Annotated in this window: 17 protein-coding genes; 15 read left to right on the forward strand and 2 right to left on the reverse strand. The window is 43.4% G+C overall.

Annotated features, from left to right (window positions below; all coding sequences use genetic code 11):
• Positions 1-5: 5 nt before the first annotated feature.
• From serS to QU661_RS00725, 11 genes are all read left to right on the forward strand, one after another.
• A complete protein-coding gene (gene serS / locus QU661_RS00675; protein WP_304989860.1) occupies positions 6-1,277 on the forward strand; it encodes a serine--tRNA ligase in 1,272 nt (423 codons plus the stop codon).
• 180 nt (positions 1,278-1,457) lie between these two features.
• Positions 1,458-3,005, forward strand: coding sequence for an aminotransferase class I/II-fold pyridoxal phosphate-dependent enzyme (locus QU661_RS00680; RefSeq protein ID WP_304989861.1), 1,548 nt, complete (start codon positions 1,458-1,460; stop codon positions 3,003-3,005).
• Positions 3,006-3,026: 21 nt separating this feature from the next.
• Positions 3,027-4,412 carry an electron transport complex subunit RsxC gene (rsxC, locus tag QU661_RS00685; RefSeq protein ID WP_304989862.1) on the forward strand — a complete coding sequence of 462 codons (1,386 nt, stop codon included), beginning with the start codon at positions 3,027-3,029 and terminating at the stop codon, positions 4,410-4,412.
• Positions 4,405-5,373: an RnfABCDGE type electron transport complex subunit D gene (locus QU661_RS00690; protein WP_304989863.1), complete on the forward strand. Its 969-nt coding sequence runs from the start codon at positions 4,405-4,407 to the stop codon at positions 5,371-5,373. Before rsxC ends, QU661_RS00690 begins: the two co-directional genes overlap by 8 nt.
• A complete protein-coding gene (locus tag QU661_RS00695) occupies positions 5,373-5,954 on the forward strand; it encodes an FMN-binding protein (RefSeq protein ID WP_304989864.1) in 582 nt (193 codons plus the stop codon). The genes QU661_RS00690 and QU661_RS00695 overlap by 1 nt, the downstream gene beginning before the upstream one ends.
• Positions 5,955-6,659 carry an electron transport complex subunit RsxE gene (rsxE, locus tag QU661_RS00700; protein ID WP_304989865.1) on the forward strand — a complete coding sequence of 235 codons (705 nt, stop codon included), beginning with the start codon at positions 5,955-5,957 and terminating at the stop codon, positions 6,657-6,659.
• The gene (locus tag QU661_RS00705) at positions 6,659-7,240 is read left to right on the forward strand and encodes an electron transport complex protein RnfA (protein WP_304989866.1); all 582 of its coding nucleotides are present in this window, start codon (positions 6,659-6,661) and stop codon (positions 7,238-7,240) included. The genes rsxE and QU661_RS00705 overlap by 1 nt, the downstream gene beginning before the upstream one ends.
• A 12-nt stretch (positions 7,241-7,252) precedes the next feature.
• On the forward strand, positions 7,253-8,146 hold the full coding sequence (locus QU661_RS00710) for an RnfABCDGE type electron transport complex subunit B (RefSeq protein ID WP_304989867.1): 894 nt from the start codon (positions 7,253-7,255) through the stop codon (positions 8,144-8,146).
• 273 nt (positions 8,147-8,419) lie between these two features.
• Positions 8,420-10,186 carry an autotransporter outer membrane beta-barrel domain-containing protein gene (locus QU661_RS00715; RefSeq protein ID WP_304989868.1) on the forward strand — a complete coding sequence of 589 codons (1,767 nt, stop codon included), beginning with the start codon at positions 8,420-8,422 and terminating at the stop codon, positions 10,184-10,186.
• A 321-nt stretch (positions 10,187-10,507) separates the two neighbouring features.
• Positions 10,508-11,905 (forward strand): alanine/glycine:cation symporter family protein, encoded by a 1,398-nt coding sequence (locus QU661_RS00720; protein WP_304989869.1) that lies wholly within the window; start codon positions 10,508-10,510, stop codon positions 11,903-11,905.
• Between the two features lie 285 nt (positions 11,906-12,190).
• Complete coding sequence (locus QU661_RS00725; protein ID WP_304989870.1) at positions 12,191-14,155, forward strand: hypothetical protein; 1,965 nt, start codon at positions 12,191-12,193, stop codon at positions 14,153-14,155.
• A 333-nt stretch (positions 14,156-14,488) separates the two neighbouring features.
• Here the strand turns inward: QU661_RS00725 and QU661_RS00730 are convergent, their stop codons facing one another.
• Positions 14,489-14,770, reverse strand: coding sequence for a putative Se/S carrier protein (locus tag QU661_RS00730; RefSeq protein WP_304989871.1), 282 nt, complete (start codon positions 14,768-14,770; stop codon positions 14,489-14,491).
• 18 nt (positions 14,771-14,788) lie between these two features.
• On the reverse strand, positions 14,789-15,370 hold the full coding sequence (gene yedF / locus QU661_RS00735; protein WP_304989872.1) for a sulfurtransferase-like selenium metabolism protein YedF: 582 nt from the start codon (positions 15,368-15,370) through the stop codon (positions 14,789-14,791).
• 210 nt (positions 15,371-15,580) lie between these two features.
• Here yedF and QU661_RS00740 point away from each other — a divergent pair, with 210 nt between their 5' ends.
• Genes QU661_RS00740 through rapZ form a run of 4 tightly spaced genes read left to right on the forward strand, consistent with a single transcriptional unit; the run spans position 15,581 to position 19,508 of the window.
• Positions 15,581-16,927: an AI-2E family transporter gene (locus tag QU661_RS00740; RefSeq protein WP_304989873.1), complete on the forward strand. Its 1,347-nt coding sequence runs from the start codon at positions 15,581-15,583 to the stop codon at positions 16,925-16,927.
• On the forward strand, positions 16,902-17,828 hold the full coding sequence (gene murB, locus QU661_RS00745; RefSeq protein ID WP_304989874.1) for a UDP-N-acetylmuramate dehydrogenase: 927 nt from the start codon (positions 16,902-16,904) through the stop codon (positions 17,826-17,828). The genes QU661_RS00740 and murB overlap by 26 nt, the downstream gene beginning before the upstream one ends.
• A gap of 39 nt (positions 17,829-17,867) precedes the next feature.
• Complete coding sequence (locus QU661_RS00750) at positions 17,868-18,632, forward strand: PHP domain-containing protein (RefSeq protein ID WP_304989875.1); 765 nt, start codon at positions 17,868-17,870, stop codon at positions 18,630-18,632.
• 3 nt (positions 18,633-18,635) lie between these two features.
• A complete protein-coding gene (rapZ, locus tag QU661_RS00755; protein WP_304989876.1) occupies positions 18,636-19,508 on the forward strand; it encodes an RNase adapter RapZ in 873 nt (290 codons plus the stop codon).
• Positions 19,509-19,576: the final 68 nt, after the last annotated feature.

Genomic DNA, 19,576 nt, shown 5'->3' on the forward strand with positions numbered 1-19,576 from the left:
ATGAAATGCTTGACGTCAAAAGAGTGAGAGAAAACTTCGAGAGCGTTAAAGCCGATGTGGAAAGACGTGGCAAAGGTGACTTTGGCATTGACAACGTGTTAAAGTTTGATACCAAGAGGAGGGAACTCCTTGCGGAGGTTGAACAGCTAAAAAATAAACAAAATACTGCATCGCGTGACGTGCCAAAGCTCAAGAAAGAGGGCAAGGACACTTCAGCGCTATTTACAGAGATGAGGGAGTTAAGTGCAGAGATTAAAGTATTAGATGCAGAGGTTAGCAAAGTTGAAGATGAACTCCGTCAGGCTCTTCTCTACGTCCCTAATACACCTCATCCAGATGTTCCAAGCGGAGAGGACGATAGCGAGAATCTCGAACTCCGTAGGTTTGGGGAACCGACTGAATTTACATTTAAACCAAAGGCTCACTGGGATATCGGTGAGACCCTAGACATACTAGATTTTGAACGTGCTACCAAGATTTCTGGCTCTCGCTTCACGGTTTACAAGGGCATAGGTGCAAGACTCGAGAGAGCTGTGATAAATTTTATGCTCGACCTCCATACAGAAGAACAAGGGTATACTGAGATTTTGCCACCATTCATGGCTAACCGTGATGCTATGACAGGCACGGGTCAGCTGCCCAAGTTCGAGGACGACATGTTCTATGTGCCTGCAAAGGATTTCTTCTTGATTCCGACAGCTGAAGTTCCAGTTACTAATCTCCGTTCAAATGAGATTATCGAACCAGAGGATATGCCTGTGTACTACACGGCATATACGCCATGCTTCCGTAAAGAGGCAGGTTCAGCTGGACGTGATACTAGGGGACTGATTAGACAGCACCAGTTCAATAAGGTTGAGATGGTTAAGCTTGCGTATCCTGAGAATTCCTATGAGGAACTCGAAAAACTCACGCACGATGCAGAGGAAGTATTACAGAAGCTAGGCATTCCTTACAGAGTAGTTAGACTATGCTCTGGAGACCTCGGATTCTCAGCAGCGATGACTTACGATATCGAAGTGTGGATGCCAAGCTACGGACGTTACGTTGAGATTTCAAGCTGCTCGAACTTTGAAGACTATCAAGCTAGAAGAGGGAATATCCGCTTCAGAAGAGAGAAGAAGGCAAAGCCAGAATTCATACACACTCTGAACGGCTCTGGGCTTGCGGTAGGCAGAACTGTAGCAGCTATCCTAGAAAACTTCCAGCAGGAAGACGGAACTGTAGTAGTGCCAGAGGCACTGAAATCTTACGTCGGAATAGACGTGATTAAGTAAAGTTTACTAAATTGCCCAATCGAGAGTCGAATTGGAAAACGAGCGAAGCTCATCAGATATGATGCGACATAAGCACAAGGAACTAAATGACCGGGGTAGGTCGCAATTGGTTCGTTGTGCTTTTTACTATAGGAAGGTAGCTGCTCCTTAGCTACTAGTTGGAACGGAGGATGCCACAAAATGAAAGATAGAGTCAGCTTGACCGACTTCCTTATGTACCATAAGGAGACTCACCCTATTTCGTTTCATATGCCTGGTCATAAAGGGCGAAGCACGCTGTATGGAATATACGGCTTCGGCGATTTCATCAAGAACGTAGTGGGAAACGATATAACAGAAATTTCCGGTGCTGATGCGCTACAGCAGCCACGGGAACGAATTAAGTATATGATGGAAGGCTATGCTGGTCTATATGGTGCAAAGCATACAGAAATCCTTGTAAATGGCAGCAGCGTTGGACTCATGGCTGCGATACTAGGGAGTGTTCCAAGAGGCGACAAGCTCCTTATGGGAAGAAACTCTCATAGATCGGTATATGGAGCTCTTAGACTTGGAGGGATAGATCCGGTCTACATAATGCCTGAGATAGATGATGAAACTGGTCTTCAGTTAGGATTAGATCCAGATAAGATCGAGGGAGCTTTGATAGAAGATCCTGATATCAAAGCCGTGCTGGTGACTAGTCCGAACTACTATGGGGTGCTATCTGATATCGAGCGGATTGCCAGCATCGTTCACCTGCACGGCAGGATTTTGATTGTCGATCAGGCGCACGGTGCGCACCTTAAGTTCTTTGACTATCTGCGCAGTGAGGATGGGCTCCCGCACCGAGCAGCAGAGAATTGCGGAGCAGATATTGTGGTGGATAGCACGCATAAGACCTTGCTATCATTCACTGGCTCTGCAATTCTCAACATATGCACCGAGAGAACAGATGTTATCCGTATAAGCGAGTTCCTCCGCATGCTACAGACTACGAGTCCAAGCTACCTGATGATGGGCAGCCTTGACATCAATCAGCAGATACTAAGGATGGATGGCTACAATCTCATCAAGAACTGGGATACAGATATCAAATACTTCTATCAGGAGGCTGCCCGAATCGCCGGCCTCGGGCTCATCGATCGCATCGGCCTTGATAAAACCAAGGTCAATATCACAATGTCAGCTCTCGGCCTCAGCGGTCCGGAGCTCGCGGAGGAGCTCGAGAAGAGGAACATCTGGGTGGAACTCACGCATGGCGACTATGTAATGCTGATGACTGGAATCGGAAACGAGAGAGGCGACTACGAAGATGTGCTGACCGCCCTGCGTGACCTCTCGGTACAGTATAGCGGCAGAATACAAGCTGCGAAATCGGAAAACACTGTCTCTGAAACAGATTCTGACGCCGAGACTGCCGACCAGAAGAATCCTAACACGGCAGTTAAGTCTGAAGCCCAAATGACACCATCATCAAATTCCGTGTTTACGGAGCAGCTAGAGCAGCGCAAGATTCCAGATGCTTATGAAGAGATTCCTTTATATAATGCAGAGGGAAGAGTTCTCTATGAGTCCATCATCCCTTATCCTCCTGGGAGCCCCATCGCATGCCCTGGTGAAGTGCTAAGCAAATCGGTTATCTTGTACGTCCGAGACCAACTAGTAGCACAACATGTGGTTCTAGGGGTAGATGAAGAAGGACGTGTTAAAGTTGAAAGCGATTGTGTACTTTTCAAGGAAATTTGAGGTGACTTATAGGAAATTTTGATGTATAATTTTTCTTATGCAATGGATATTATTTGTACGAATCTAAGAAAGGAAGGGTTCTTAAGGATGAGCCAAGGTAAACATTTACCAAGCATTTTGGTTAAGCATCACAAGAATACTGCAGGTCGCGAGACCGAAGTGATGCCAATTCCAGATGTGGTTGAAATCTGCATGTCGCAGAGTATTGGTGCTCCTTGTCAGCCTCTCGTAGCAAAGGGCGACTATGTCAAGGTCGGTCAGAAGATCGGTGACACAGAAGCTTTCGTTAGTGCTCCAGTTCATTCCAGCGTATCTGGAACAGTTACTGATATCACATCAGTGCGTTCATCGATGGGCGGAATGGAGACACATATCGTTATTGAGACTGATAAGAAGCAGGAAATCAGTGAAGAGGTTCAGGTTCCTCACATTGAGAGTCATGCTGATTTTGTCAAGGCAGTAAGAGCTAGTGGTATGGTTGGATTAGGAGGTGCTTCGTTCCCAACAAGCATCAAGATGGATCCAAAGAATCTAGACGAATGTACTACCCTAGTTATCAACGGTGCTGAGTGTGAGCCATTCATCACAGGTGATAACAGAATTATGGTAGAGGATGGACAGGATATTCTCGACGGTATGCTTCTAACTATGAAGTATCTGAACCTAGAGAAAGGTATCATCGGAGTCGAGGAGAACAAGCCTGACGCTATCGAAAATTTAAATAGGCTGATTCAGCAGGACGGTATCGACAACATCGAGGTGTTCAAGCTGCAGTCGAGATACCCTAAGGGAGCTGAGCGTGTGCTCGTATATGAGACTACTGGCAAGGTTATGAATGCTGGTGTTCTTCCTGCACAGCTTGGCGTTATTCTATGTAACGTTTCAACAATCGGAATTCTGGGACAGTACTTCAGAACAGGTATGCCTCTCGTTCAGAGAAGAATCACTGTTGATGGAGATGCTGTTGCTGAGCCTAAGAACGTATTTGTTCCAATCGGAACACGCATCGCTGATGTAGTAGCATTTTGCGGTGGATACAAGCAGGAGCCTAAGAAAATCGTAATGGGTGGACCTATGATGGGTCGTGCAACTCATTCAGATGAGACTCCAACTGTTAAGAATACTGGTTCACTCCTATGCTTCGGCAAGGAGATAGCTACTGTTAAGACCGAGACTGGATGTATCAACTGTGGTCGTTGTCATCACGGATGTCCATTCAAGCTCGTTCCTATGCTCTACGCAGATTTCTATGAGAGACATGACGCAGAGTCACTTGATAAGTTCAAGGTTATGCAGTGTATGGAGTGCGGAAGCTGCTCTTACGTATGTCCTGCAAGAAGACCTTTGAGCTTTACCAATAAGCTCGCGAAAGGCTTGGTAAAGGAGGCAGCGAAGAAGAATGGATAATAAGAAATTTCATAACAATCTGATAGTATCCACATCTCCACATATCGTTACAGATGAAGATACTACCAAATTAATGGGAACTGTTCTGCTTGCTATGCTTCCAGCACTAGTAGCCAGCACATATATTTTTGGATCTAGAGTTCTGCTTCTTGCAGCTGTATGTATAGTTGCCAGTGTAGGCTTCGAATGGTTATACAATATGCTTGCTAAGAAGCCTCAAACAATCAGCGACCTAAGTGCAGCAGTAACAGGACTATTGATTGCATTTAACGTTCCATCCAGCTTCCCGCTGTGGATGGCAGTAATAGGATGTTTTGTAGCTATCGTTGTTATTAAACAGCTCTACGGTGGAATAGGAAGAAACTTCGTTAATCCGGCAATCACTGCCAGAATCTTCCTATTCATCTCGTTCGCAGCGCAGATGACAACATGGCCACTTCCAAGAATGGCAGCTAAGACTGATGCTTTAACAGGTCCTACACCTCTAGCACTCGTCGCTGGTGGCGCTAGCAAGTCTGATCTTCCATCCAATGCGGATATGTTCTTAGGATTCACTGGCGGATCACTCGGTGAAGTAAGTGCTCTTGCGATTCTCGTTGGTGGACTTTTCCTAATCTGGAGAAAGGTTATCTCCCCAGCAATTCCATGTGCATTCCTCGGAACTATATTTGTAATCGCTCTTGTATATTACAAGGGTGACTTCAATATGGCTATTTTCCATCTCTGTGCAGGTGGTGCGATGCTCGGTGCATTCTTCATGGCTACAGACTATGTAACATCGCCTAAGCTAACAAGAGGTCAGATTCTATTCGGTATCGGATGCGGAGTTATCACAATGGCTATCCGTTTATGGGGTAACTATCCAGAAGGTGTTTCTTTCTCAATCCTACTGATGAACATCTGTACACCACTTATCAACAGATGGTCATATAAGAGCTATGTAAAGGGAGGTGCGAAATAATGAAGAAAAAAGAAAGCGCATTTTCAAGTTTCATTTCGCCAATCCTCGTGCTGGTACTGATTTGTTTTGTAGTTACATTTGCACTCGCTATGGCGTACGGTGTTACGAAGCCAATCATCGATAAGAACAATCTCAAGGAGTCTAACAAGGCTAAATCCGAGCTGATTCCGGAGGCAAAAGGCGAATTCAAGAATTACGACGGCAGGCTCGTAGTAGTTCAGAAGAATAAGATTTACGTTACAGAGGCATCGAAGGCTGTTAATGGCTCAGGTGTGGTAGTAACTGTAAACTCAAACAGCTATGGTGGTACTCTAACTGCTATGGTAGGTATCGACAACAAGGGTAAAATCACTAACGTTAAGATTATGAGCGCTCAGGACACACCTGGTATCGGTACGAAGGCTCAGGATCCAAAGCACCTTGGTCAGTACAAGGGACTTTCAGATCTTGGAAGTGAGACTATCAAGGATTCAAAGTCGAAGGTTAAATACATAACCGGTGCTTCGATTTCCTCACAGGCTATTCACGAGGCTGTTTTCGCCGGTCTAAAACAGTACAAGGCTATGGGAGGGGCTAAATAAATGAGTAATAAGAGTAAGTTAGCTATTATCACTAACGGTATCATTAAAGAGAACCCGGTATTGGTTCTCCTCATCGGTACCTGCCCTACGCTGGCTACATCTTCATCCGCTTCGAACGGTCTTGGCATGGGCCTTTCAACTACAGCGGTATTGATTGCAGCTAACGTGGTAATTTCATTACTTCGTAAGGTTATTCCCGACAAAGTTAGAATCCCTTGCTACATCGTAGTAATCGCCGGATTCGTAACAGTAGTTCAATTCCTGCTGGAGGCATATGTTCCGGCACTTTACAAGTCGCTCGGTCTGTTCATCCCTCTAATCGTAGTAAACTGTATCATCCTCGGAAGAGCTGAGGCATTTGCTAACAAGAACACTGTATTTGATTCTGCACTGGACGGAATCGGAATGGGTCTCGGATTCACACTCACACTTACAGTAATGGGTACAATCAGAGAGCTGCTCGGAGCAGGAACATGGTTTGGAATGACTGTATTCGGTTCATGGTTCACACCAATCGGATTCTTTAACCTGGCACCCGGCGGATTCTTCGTATTTGGAGTTCTCATCGCAGTGCTCAACTTACTAACTAACGGTAAAGCACTTAAGAAGAAGTCGTTCAGCTGTGGCACATGCCCAATGTATAATTCGTGCAACCTGGCAGAAGCCAAGGAAGTTGCAGCAGAGGAGAAAGGAGCTGAGGCATAATGTTAAATTTAGTTATCATCTTTATGTCAATCGTTCTTGTAAATAACTTCCTGCTATCACAGTTCCTCGGAATCTGTTCATTCCTCGGAGTTTCAAACAAGATGGAATCGGCTGTTGGTATGAGTGGTGCGGTAATATTCGTAATGGTAATTGCGGAGATTACAACATGGCCAATTCAGCAGATACTTAATAAGCTAGATATCGCATATTTACAGACTGTAGTGTTCATTCTTGTAATCGCGGCTCTGGTACAGTTCGTTGAGATGTTCATGAAGAAGTTCATGCCGGCGCTTCAGAAGTCGCTCGGTATTTACCTGCCCCTGATCACAACAAACTGCGCTATCCTTGGTGCGACAATCAACGCTATCAACTATAACTACACATACATTCAGGCTATCGTTTACACAGCTGGAGCCGGAGTAGGTTTCGGTCTTGCGATGGTACTGTTTGCAGGTGTTCGTGAAGAGAAGCTGTGGAATGAAGAGGGTGTGCCTGCTGCATTTAAGGGAGTTCCAATGGTACTCGTAAGTGCAACAATCCTCTCGCTATCGTTCATGGGATTCTCAGGATTATTCCAGTAAGGAGGGGTACAGATGAATGCAATTATAACAGCAGTAGCACTTGTAGTTAGTGCAGGATTCATAGCTTCTCTCTTGCTAGTAATCGCTTCACACGCTTTCTATGTTCCAGTAGATGAGAGAGTATCCGAGGTAAGAGAGATTCTGCCTGGCGCGAACTGCGGTGGATGCGGATTTGCTGGATGTGATGACTATGCAAACGCAGTAGTTAATGATGAGTCAACAAGCTGTAGTGCTTGTACAGTAGGTGGAGCCGCTTGTGCAGAGCAGATTGCTAACATACTCGGTCGTGCTGCTGGCGGTACAGATAAACAGATTGCACAGGTAATGTGTAATGGAACATGCGATGCTTCCAAGAAGATTCTTGAGTGGCAGGGTATGCAGTCATGTGCAGGTGCTAAGACATTCTTTAACGGCAATTCAGCTTGTTCACAGGGATGTATCGGTCTTGGAGATTGCGTAGGTGTCTGCGAATTTGATTCTATCGGTATTATAGACGGAGTTGCTAAGGTTAACAGGGACACATGTGTTGCATGTGGCAAGTGCGTGGTTACATGCCCACAGACTATCATCAAGATGGTTCCTTATAAGAAGGAAGTACATGTACTATGCATGAACACTGAGAAGGGTGGAGTTACTCGTAAGCAGTGCTCAAACGGATGTATCGCATGTGGTAAGTGCGAGAAGACATGCAAATTCGATGCAATTCACGTTAATAACAACGTAGCAGCTATAGATTATGAGAAGTGCAAGAACTGCGGAATGTGCATGAGCGTTTGTCCTACCGGTTCAATTAATAGCTACAATGAGAGACACGCTAAGATGGCAATCAATGCCAAGAAGAAGGCTGAGGCTGAGAAGGCTGCTAAGGCAGCTGAAGCAAAAGCGAAGGCAACAGCTCAGGCGTAAAAAAGGTTCGTACAATCGAATATAGCGATTAGACACGACTTGCGGTATGCTGGTCGTGTTTTTTCATGCATAAAAAATAATATTTAGTACATGGTTTTTACACATATATTCATAATTAAGTCCATAGAAACACCAATTTGCCATATCTTTCTTTCAGATAGTGAACAGCTTTGCTACAAGTTCGCTATGCATAATATGTATAAGCTAAGTTAGCTAAAAGCAATTATCTAACATGTAAAATTAAACAAGGAATCATGAAAGGATGTGGACAAAATGCGTAAGGCTGTAATCAAGAACAAGCTAGCAGTAGCGCTTATAGCTGTGATGATAGCTGTAGTAGCATTAAGTGGATGGTCTTCATTATCAGGGCAGGTTTCGGCGGCAGATAGCTCGGTTAAACTCACATATGTGAGCCCGTCAAAGATATACAGTGACTCAAGTAAATCTAAGAGCAAGTCGGATAAATCATCGAAAACGAAGAAATCAGCAAAAGATAAGAGCAAGAATGATTCAGAGTCCAGTAGCAATTCATCAAATGGGGCACCAAGCCAACCACCATCGGATGGGCAAGGTGGCGGACAACCTTCGGCAGGTGGTCAAAATGGCGCACCAGGCCAGCCACCATCAGGTGGACAAGGCGGAGGAGCTAACACACAGAACTATGACTACAGCGGTACTAACAAGGGTGAATTAACTGCAAACAATAAGAGTGTTAAAGCAAGCAATAAGACTATTAAGTCTACAATTGCAGACGTAAATACACTTCTTGCCAAGAGTGGTGGAACTCTGACGGTTAAGAACTCTAAGATCATGAAGTCTGGAGACGATACTAACGGAGATAACGTTAACTTTTACGGCATTAACTCATCTGCTCTAGCAATTGGAAAGGGCTCTAAACTATTTCTCTCGAAATCATCGATTACTTCAACTAGTGAAGGAAGTAACGGTATATTTTCAACAGACAATGCTACGGTATACACAAACGATGTCAAAATCACTACCAAGAAGGGTGGAAATTCGCGAGGGCTCGATGCAACTTATGGCGGTGTAATCTATGCAAACAAGATGAACATAAGCACAGAGGGCGCTCACAGTGCAGCTGTAGCGACAGATCGTGGTGGCGGTTATATCTCTGTGACTAATAGTACATTTAAGACGGCCGGTTCAGGATCGCCTCTAATCTACTCTACAGGAGACATTGAAGTGGATGCTATAAGAGGCACTGCGACAGGAAGTCAGATAGCAGGTATAGAGGGGAAGAACAGAATTCTGATATACAACTCGTCGCTTACAAGCACAAATGATGCGATTTCTGGAAGCGATCCTATCAAGAACGGAGTTATCATCTATCAGTCAACATCTGGAGATGCGGAAACGGCAAGCTCTAAGCTAGGAGATTTTGAAGCAGTAGATTCTACACTTAAGTCGACAATTTCAAGCGGAGCGATGTTCTACGTGACTAACACCAATGCCAAGGTAGTTCTTCAGAATACGAAGCTTGACTTTGACAGTTCTAAGGTAGATTTAATCAATGCTAGTGGAAATAACTCCAATAGCTGGGGTAGCCAGGGTAGTAACGGAGGAAAGGTGACATTTACAGGAATTAAAGAGACTCTTAAGGGAAATATTACCGTAGATACTATAAGCAATGTAAACTTGTATCTCTTTAAGAATTCGAAGTGGACAGGCTCTGCAACTATCGAAAATAATTCGGCAGGAAGCAAATCAAAGTCACCGTTAACAGTAAACTTAGATAAGTCCTCTAAGTGGGTTGTAACCAAGAGCACTACAGTATCGAACCTGAATGTAGAAAAGGGTGGCAAGGTTGTAGATTCAAAAGGTAAGACGGTTACAATCAAGGTTAATGGAAAGACCAAGATTAAGGGAAATAGTGAAGTAGTGGTTACAGTAACAGGAAAGTACTCAAATACTATAAATACAAGCTTTAGGTCTTCTCTAAGTACCAGGGTTCTATCTAGGGAAGCTTTTGATAAAAAGTACAATGAGAAGACGAAGTTTGGAACTAATAAGTTGCACTAAAACAGTCTAGTTCATTAAGTGAACTTAATCATAGTAGAAATACCTGCTAAACAGGTTTAAATAATACTGTGCTGCGAGAGGGGTGCCGAAAGGTGCTCCTCTCGCTTATATGTGTAGAGAATAGGATGGATTTAGTTGTAGTGCAATACAAAATATAAGCCATAAACTGTTCTATAAAACAGCAAAATAAAAAATAATTTATGTGTTGACACAAATATATCTCTTTGCTAATATAATTTTGTGATGCACTTATAAAAGTACATAATGCTAGGAATCATAACGACTAGTAGTTAGGAATTATTTAGTTAAAGGAGAGAACAGATGCTTCCAATTGTGCAAGAGATAAATGCTTATCTATCAGACTATGTTTTGGTGTTCATGTTGTTAGGTGTTGGACTATGGTATACGTTTAAGACTAGATTTGTCCAGGTCAGATATTTCAAAGAGGGATTCAAGAGAACCTTCGGCGGAATATCCCTTAGAGGCCATAAGCACGATAACGGCATGAGTTCATTTCAGGCTCTTGCGACCGCTATTGCAGCTCAGGTTGGAACTGGTAACATCGTAGGTGCTTCAGGAGCCATCTTAACCGGTGGTCCGGGAGCAATCTTCTGGATGTGGGTTATCGCATTTTTCGGAATGGCTACAATATATGCAGAGGCTACACTCGCAATTGAGACAAGACAGAAGGCGCCGTCAGGCGAATTCCTCGGCGGTCCTGTTTATTATATCAGAACTGCATTCAAAGGCGGCTTCGGAAAGTTTCTCGCAGGTTTCTTTGCAGTAGCTATCACGCTCGCGCTCGGATTCTTCGGCTGTATGGTACAGTCGAATTCCATCGGAGCTACATTTAGCACTGCATTTGGAGTACCTGGATGGACAGTTGGTGTTGTTCTGGTTATACTCTGCGGATTTATCTTCCTAGGTGGAACTAAGAGACTAGCTTCAGTTACAGAGAAGATTGTACCAATCATGGCGGCAATATTCATCTTAGGAGGACTGATTCTTCTGATAATGCGCATAAAGTACATCCCTGCTACATTTGGTATGATTTTCAAGTATGCGTTCGAGCCACAGGCTATTATCGGAGGAGGCTTTGGTATGGCTCTTAAGATTGCTATCTCGCAGGGAGCTAAGAGGGGACTATTCTCGAATGAGGCTGGTATGGGTTCAACTCCACATGCTCACGCTCAGGCTCACGTAAAGAACCCTCACGATCAAGGTACTGTGGCTATGATAGGCGTATTCGTAGATACATTCGTTATCCTAACACTCAATGCGCTAGTGGTTATTTCGACTATGTACACAGAGGACGGAGCTATCTCTGGCGGAGTTATTCCTTATGGAATAGATAAGACAAATCTCGCACAGACTGCATTTGCATCAGCCTTTGGCGAGAAGGTAGGGCCTATGTTCGTGGCTGTCTGCCTGTTCTTCTTCGCATTTTCAACCATCCTCGGTTGGAACATGTTCGGCAAGATTAACATGATCTACATGTTCGGAGAGAAGGCAGTAAAGGTATATACAGCAGTTGCGCTCGTATTCATATTCCTAGGTACATGTGCTTCGAATGACCTCGTGTGGGAGCTCTCAGATATGTTTAACCAGCTGATGGTAATCCCTAACGTTATCGCACTCTTCGCACTCACAGGTATGGTTCTACATATAGAGCACACTAGAGATGAAGAAAAGCACAAGGTTATAGAAAAGAAAAAATAATATACAATAAAACTGATAACTTATCATTAAAGTACTTTCTTTCACGAACAAAAGATGCGCGACAGCGCATCTTTTGTTTTATGTGAGATAAATTAATGGAACAATCATTTTACATGTAGTAAAAAAACGCTACTCGTTATAGCATGTGCATTTACGGCAAATAAACAAATAAAATACACGTGATTTAAAAGATTGATGTAAATTACATGAATTTCTATGATATACTAAAGTTAGTCATGGTTAACTTTAGTTCAATATAACTAACAATCATTTTAGGAGGAATGAATGGGTAAGAACGCGATCTTAAAGCCGATATTGATCGGCGCACTCATCCTAGCAGTGGCTGGGGGAATCGCTTTTGCTATGTTCAGAGGTGGAGATGAGAAACCAGAGAAGTCTGCAGTTTCCCACAAGAAAGAACAGACAGACATAGCTGATGAGCAAAATATGCCACAGAAGAGTGAAGATAAGGGTACTGCAGGGGACTATGAGACTAATAGTAACGGGGGAAGCGGTAACAGCGCGTTAAACAGAAACTCGGGCGATGGGCAGAGAGCTAGAAAAGTTGTTTCTCATAACAGAGGACAGAATCATGTAGCAACTTCGAGAGGGATAAAGAACGGAACCAACACTACACCAGCTGTAAGTCCGTCGAAGCCATCCGTAAAGCCGTCTAAGCCAGATACAAAGCCTGATGTGAAACCAGGCGAAAAACCTGGCACTACCCCTAGTGCAAACCCTGGGGAACAGGCAGCTCCTACACTGGATTTAGATGCTAAGGTAGAAAAAGAGATAAATGAGTTCATGAGAACTGGAGAGCTCAAGGATGGCCAGTTCATTGGACTCGGTGACGGATTCGATGAGGCTAGAGGCGGAGTTAAGACTGTTGTCAATATCAAGAACAACGTCATCGAGAGCATCGTATTCGTCGAAGGTCAGGGCTACTCAGGCCTAGACTACATGGGTATCTCATCGAGAGTAATACCATATCTTTGCGGAGAAGCCGGTAAGAGAAACATCGCCATTCTCAAGTTGTACAGAAAATATATTGACCAGATTGCTGGAGCAAAGGATCACGCCAAGGAAGCAGAGAAGCTTCTAGGCAAAGAGTATGCGAGCAAGATTACCGATGCGAGAAGAGCCGAACTGGTTTCGCCGGTTATCAGACAGTATCTGGGAGAGCATCATAAATGCAAGAAGATGATGGATGCAATATCTGGTGCTACGCTAACTACAGGTGGAGTTGGATTATCCGTGGATAATGCCCTAGAGCTTTCGGAGAACGACAAGAAGACGGGCAATGATATAACCGATATCAAAATGCTAGAGCCTACGGAAGTGAACGGATATACAGGTCAGAGAGTTCTAAAGTCCGATATTGCGAAGCCTCTTGATTTATCGAGCATTAAAGTTGAGCTTGTTAAAGAAGATGGCACTAAGATTGAGGTTCCATACTCTGAGTTTGGCAAGTACGGAATAGAAGTGACCAACAGGGACACTGGTGAGAAGCTTTACGATAAGATGAATCTCTCGGATGAGACGAAGAGCCAGGCGTTAATCGCTAGAGTTACGCATAAGGGCTCCAAGAGACGCACAGAGTTTGCGATATTCTTTGAATCTTACAGCACAGATTACATCACTAAGATGGAATACAGTTTCGATGGCGGAAAAACTTGGGAAGAGGTAACTGACCCTGCTAAGTCTGAAGAAAACAGCAATAATATAGCATACAGACAGACGATAAAGCTCAAAAAGGAATACTTTGGCAAGAAAGCTATATTCAGAACGACATCTGTTAGCGGCAAGCAATACAAGTATGAGAGCAGATTCAAGATAGATGAATATGGATACAAATTCAGCTTCAATTGTGTCAATAAGGAGTATGAAAAGAATAAGAATGCTAACTTCGCTCTCTATATCACATTTGTAGAAGATGTGGTCAATGATAATCCTGGCACAGGTGACGATAACCACGATGAAGGAAATCCTGAAGAGGGAACAGAAGTTGAGGATGAATTCACGCCAGTGCTGTCATCTAAGATAATCAACAAGAAGGTTGGAGATGCAGAACCCACGCTTGACGAGTACAAGGCGCTCATCTCAAACTTCCCAAATGACGGCAGCGTAACGCTGGAGGTGCTCGACCACCCAGACATGTCGAAGAACGGATATACCTTAGTCAAGGTAAAAGTAATCTCACACAGCACTGGAAAAGAGTCTATCGTGACGATTGGCGTCAGTGTTGCGTAGGATACGCATAAGGCAAACTAGGAGATTAGCAAGCACCTAGAGCCTAGGATATTAAATCAAGTAATAGTAGTAATAAGAGCGGGGCATAGGCTTCGCTCTTTTACTTGATAATGTTTTAGCTTCAAGAAAAAACTCCAATGTTATCACAATGTTGGTTCGCCAACCACATCAAATAACAAAGGAGGTTGCCATATAGGAAAGTACGTGCGGTTGGAGAATATTTTCAACACATCTTAAGATGCAGCAGGTAAAATCCCCTTATAGGGCAAAAACAAACCACCAGCTGAGCTGGTGGTTATGAGTATATTTTTCTAACCCAAGCTATTGGCACAACTACAGCTTAACTTGCTCGAATTTGAAGCCGTGTTCTCTGTCCGATTTATCATCGATGATGTGATACACATGGTATTCATCAGGTGACAGGTCAGTATGACCGAGAAAAATCTCCTTTGAACTATCGAACTTATCAACAGTAACTCTCACAGAAATCCCACAGCTCGTCGAGATATGGCGAGGAACGGGCATGATGGTACAACCGAGAGGTTTTAGAAGCTTTTCAGTAGCTATAGCGCCATGAGTAGACTCAAATGTATATAGATAATACTCTTCAGTCATAAAATATTTACTCCAACATTACAGAGTGATAACCTTGGACACTTCTTGCATAGCTCCGAGTATGTCGAACATATTACTTATAGTTCCAACTTTGCAGTCGTCCTTAATTCCGTAGAAGTTGAGACAAGTCCCGCATACGAGAACCTTAGTTCCCTTTTCAATTAGGGTATTTAGATTATCGACAATCTGCTCCTCAATTCCAGTGGTTAGCTTTACACCGTCATTCATAAATAGAACGTAAGAAGGAATATTCTCTCCCTCAGATAGCGTAAATATAGCCATTTTTGCAAGGTTAAGTCCGAGCTCTGGGTTGCCATTACCTACGGAATCCTTGTTAAAAAATACAGCGTAGCTCTCATCTAAAAAGCTGTTTGCGCTCTCAGGAACTTTCCCGTCTCCATCAGCAAAGCTTACGAGGAATTTGTCTCCCTCTGGAGACGAACTTGTAGGCCTGCCATATGCATTACCGAGTCTCTCTAGGTTATCGATCTGTGTCTGTCCGTCAACGATAATCTCGAGGCCCTGAGTACCATTATCTAATTCTTTTTTTGCCATAATTACAGGGATTGGGCATGCCTTACCTGCTGCATCTAGTCTCATCTTGTGACACCTCCAGACTAATAATTCAAAATAAAATATACATTATTATCATAACAGTGTAGGAAAGGTACTTCAAATAGAAATCTAAAATATCAGCAATACAACCTATATGGTGAATTCCCTTGTATTTTCACAAAGAGAGCCACAAAAGACGTGCATTTTATAGTAATATAATTATGTATATATGTGTGCAGATAGAGAGGTAGAATTTTGCTAAGGAAATTTATAAAAAGTCCATATATCAAAGCTTCAATTGCATTGATTATCAGCGGTTCCGTACTTATCATGCTGTCAAATGTGCTTAATAAGACGAGATTCACCGCCGGCATGGCGACGATTAACAAGACTTTGATGCCGGTGTACATTGGGGTGTTCATAGCATTCCTTTTGTGCCCGATATATAACAAGCTTGTGAAGACCATTTATACGAAACTTAGAGATAGTAGTAATCTTTCTTCTGAAGATTTCAAGGGACCATTTGGCATCAAGCTGGCAGGTAGACGCAATATGCCACAGGAAGATTTGAATACACGCATGAAGAGAAACCTAGCCATAGCCAAAATCGGTGCGAGTGCAATATCGATACTGATAATCATAGCATTCTTTGCGCTTATAGGGTACTTCGTAGTGCCACAGATTGTCATTAGCATCGTCAATCTAATGAACACTATGCCGCAGAGACTAGTGTATTTCTCATCATGGTCTGAACACCATCTGCAGAATTTCCCTCAGATTGTTAAGTGGATTAATGAGGCGGCAAATGCAGGAACGAGTGAGATTATCGACTGGATAAGAGACAATCTTCTTAAGGATAATTTCCAGAATGTTGCAAGTATGGTTTCAGCGCAGATTATTAGTGTTGTTCGTGGCAGTGCCAATCTCTTCGTCGGAATACTCATCTCAATCTATCTTCTTAACTATAAAGAAATAATATTTGCAAACACTCGCAAAGTTGTAGCTGCGACCTGCTCTGAACAGAAGTCAAAAAGCCTGTATGAGTTTGCAAAGATTATAAATGAGACATTTATCGGCTTCATTGTGGGAAGAATTCTCGATGCCATAATAATTGGAATTCTCACTTATATATGTATGCTTGTGTTCAACATGCCACTTGCACTACTGATTGCAGTAATAGTCGGTGTAACTAACGTGATTCCATTCTTCGGGCCGTTTCTAGGGGCTATTCCATCGATATGCTTGCTTATGCTAGAAGACCCTGTGAAGGCGGGGTATTTCGTCATTATGATACTAGTGATTCAACAGATTGATGGGAATGTAATCGGACCTAAGATTGTTGGCAGTGCAATAGGAATAAGTAGCTTCTGGGTGCTGATAGCAGTCCTTATCGGTGGCGGTTTGTTTGGATTCTTAGGCATGGCGCTAGGGGTTCCAGTATTTGCAGTATTCTACAGATATGCTGGCAAGCTAACCAACAACAAGCTGAAAAAACGAGGTAAGAAAACTGATATCAAGTCGTACGCAGATTATGCTAAGTTCGGTATTGAAGAAAGTGAGTTATTCGGAGAAGAACATGCTACAAACAAAACTAATAAATAAAATAAACACGATTGTACCTGAGAATCAGATAAGAGTGGATGAGCCTATGAGCAAGCATACATCCTTTCATATCGGTGGACCAGCGGATGTAGTTGTTATCGTCTGTAATGAAAAAGAACTGAGCGGATTGCTGAAACTGTTTCATGATGAAGATATTAGATATATGTTGGTTGGAAATGGGTCTGATTTACTCTTCGCTGATGAAGGATTCCGTGGAGTGATAGTTAAACTTGGAGGCAATTTTGAACATATCGAAGTTGTGGACTCTATAGGTGAGACAATCAGAGTTGGAGCAGCTCGTATGTTGTCGAGCACCGCTAACTTTGCTAGAGATAACGGACTAGCAGGGCTCGAATTTGCTTCGGGAATCCCGGGAACATTTGGTGGCGCACTCTTCATGAACGCTGGTGCATACGGCGGAGAGATAAAGGATGTAATTGAGAGTGTTACCTTGATGAAGTCAGACGGAAGCACTGTGTATGAGCTGTCTGGTGAGGAGATGGAGTTCTCATATAGGAATAGTGTACTGCAACATAATGATGATATTGCAATTTATGCAAGGGTCAGATTGCATAAGGATGACAAGGAATCAATTAGTGAGAGAATGAATGATTTCACCGAGAAGCGTAGGACAAAGCAACCAATAAACTTCCCAAGTGCAGGCAGTACATTCAAGAGACCTGTCGGGGGATACGCTGCAGCTCTAATTGAGGACGCTGGACTAAAAGGCAGGACGGTCGGAGGTGCACAGGTGTCCGAGAAGCATTCGGGATTCGTTATCAATATCGGAGGTGCGACCTCTAAGGACGTGAGAGGTTTAATCGATATCGTAGCTCAGGAAGTAGAGGAGCATTCGGGCATCAAACTCGAGCCTGAGGTCAGAATTATCGATGCGGAATAAAGTTTAAAAGGGGATTTGGGAAAAGGAAGCGATAAGCTGATGGAAAAAAATATTAAGAAAATATATAAATTGACGGCGGACTACCACACTCACACGAGGTATTCGCACGGTAAGATATATGCACATGGCAAGGGGACTGTTCTTGATAATGTCGCTGCAGCTTCAGCTAAGGGGCTACGTGAGTTGGCGATTACTGATCATGGACCGGGGCACAAGTTCTATGGACTCAAGATGGATAAACTTTCGGCGATGCGAGCAGACATTGAAGAGGCGATGAGAAAGTTTCCAAATGTCAAGGTTCTGTTGGGTGTTGAGGCTAATATTATCAACACACCTAATGGACTTGATATCAAAAATGAGGATATAAAAAAATTTGATATCATCAATGTGGGCTATCACTACGGCTTGCTACACGGGTACATGACTGCAAACTATGTGTGCTGGCATGCAGGACTTCCGTCTGGAAGCAGGGAGCGTCTCAGAAATAAAAATACAGATATGGCGATAAGGACACTCTATGAGAATGATATATTTCTCTTGACTCACCCTGGTGACAAAGGACCATTCGATATGAAAGAGCTCTGCAAGGCTTGCGAAGAGACGAACACTCTAATGGAAATCAGTACACGACACACTCATCTCACCAAGGAAGAGATTGAAATAGCAGCGAATTATGACGTGAAATTTGCCATAAGTAGCGATGCGCATGTGCCTGACAAAGTGGGTAATTATATTGCTGGGGTGGAAAGAGCTCTGGAAGCAGGGCTTGATCTAGAGAGAATTGTCAATATTGAGAAGAGGTAAGAGATGAAGATTGTCATAGTCACAGGTATGTCTGGTGCAGGCAAGACGAAGGCAGCAGATTGGCTGGAGGATCAAGGATACTACTGCATCGATAATATGCCGCCTAAGCTGGTAATGAATTTCGTGGAACTTTCGATGACAAATGGCATGGACAAGATCGCGTTCGTTGCCGATGTCCGTGGCGGTGAGTTTTTCTCTGACCTAGTCGAAGTTATAGATCAGCTCAAAAGTAGCGAGCAAATCGAGAGCGAGGTATTTTTCGTAGATGCTTCTACACCGACGCTGGTTAGAAGATTCAACGAAACGAGAAGACACCATCCCCTCGCAAGCGGAAAAGTTACACAAGCTGTAATTGAAGAGGAGCGCGCAAGATTGGAAAGCGTGCGCAAGAAGGCGGATTACATCATCGATACTAGTACTATGAAAGTTGCGGATTTCAACCTAGCGATGAGGAGAATATTTCTAGGCAAGGAAGGGAATCAGTTTAACATCAACGTGACTTCATTTGGTTTTAAATACGGAATTCCGAGCGAGTCGGATATCATGGTGGATGTTAGATTCATTCCGAATCCATACTATGTAAAGAGCCTTAAGAAACTCACCGGTAACAATAAAAAGATTGTAAACTACGTATTTAAGTCGGACCTTGCAAATGAGTTCGTAGAGAAGTATCACGCATTGCTCAAGGATTTGATTCCTGGCTACATCCATGAAGGAAAGTATCATCTAAATGTCGCATTTGGATGCACAGGCGGTCATCACAGGTCAGTGGCAATTGCCAATAAGATGGCGGAACTTTTCCACGAGGACGGATACAGGGTGACGGTGACACACAGAGACCTTGATTTTATCGCAAAGGGAATTAGCAAGAAATAGCTAGGCTATGCTACAAATAAGCGAAAGCCCTTATGCAGTAATCAAGCAGTACAAATTATAACTTGAAG

The organism is Mogibacterium neglectum, from assembly GCF_030644205.1.
Classification (GTDB): domain Bacteria; phylum Bacillota; class Clostridia; order Peptostreptococcales; family Anaerovoracaceae; genus Mogibacterium; species Mogibacterium neglectum.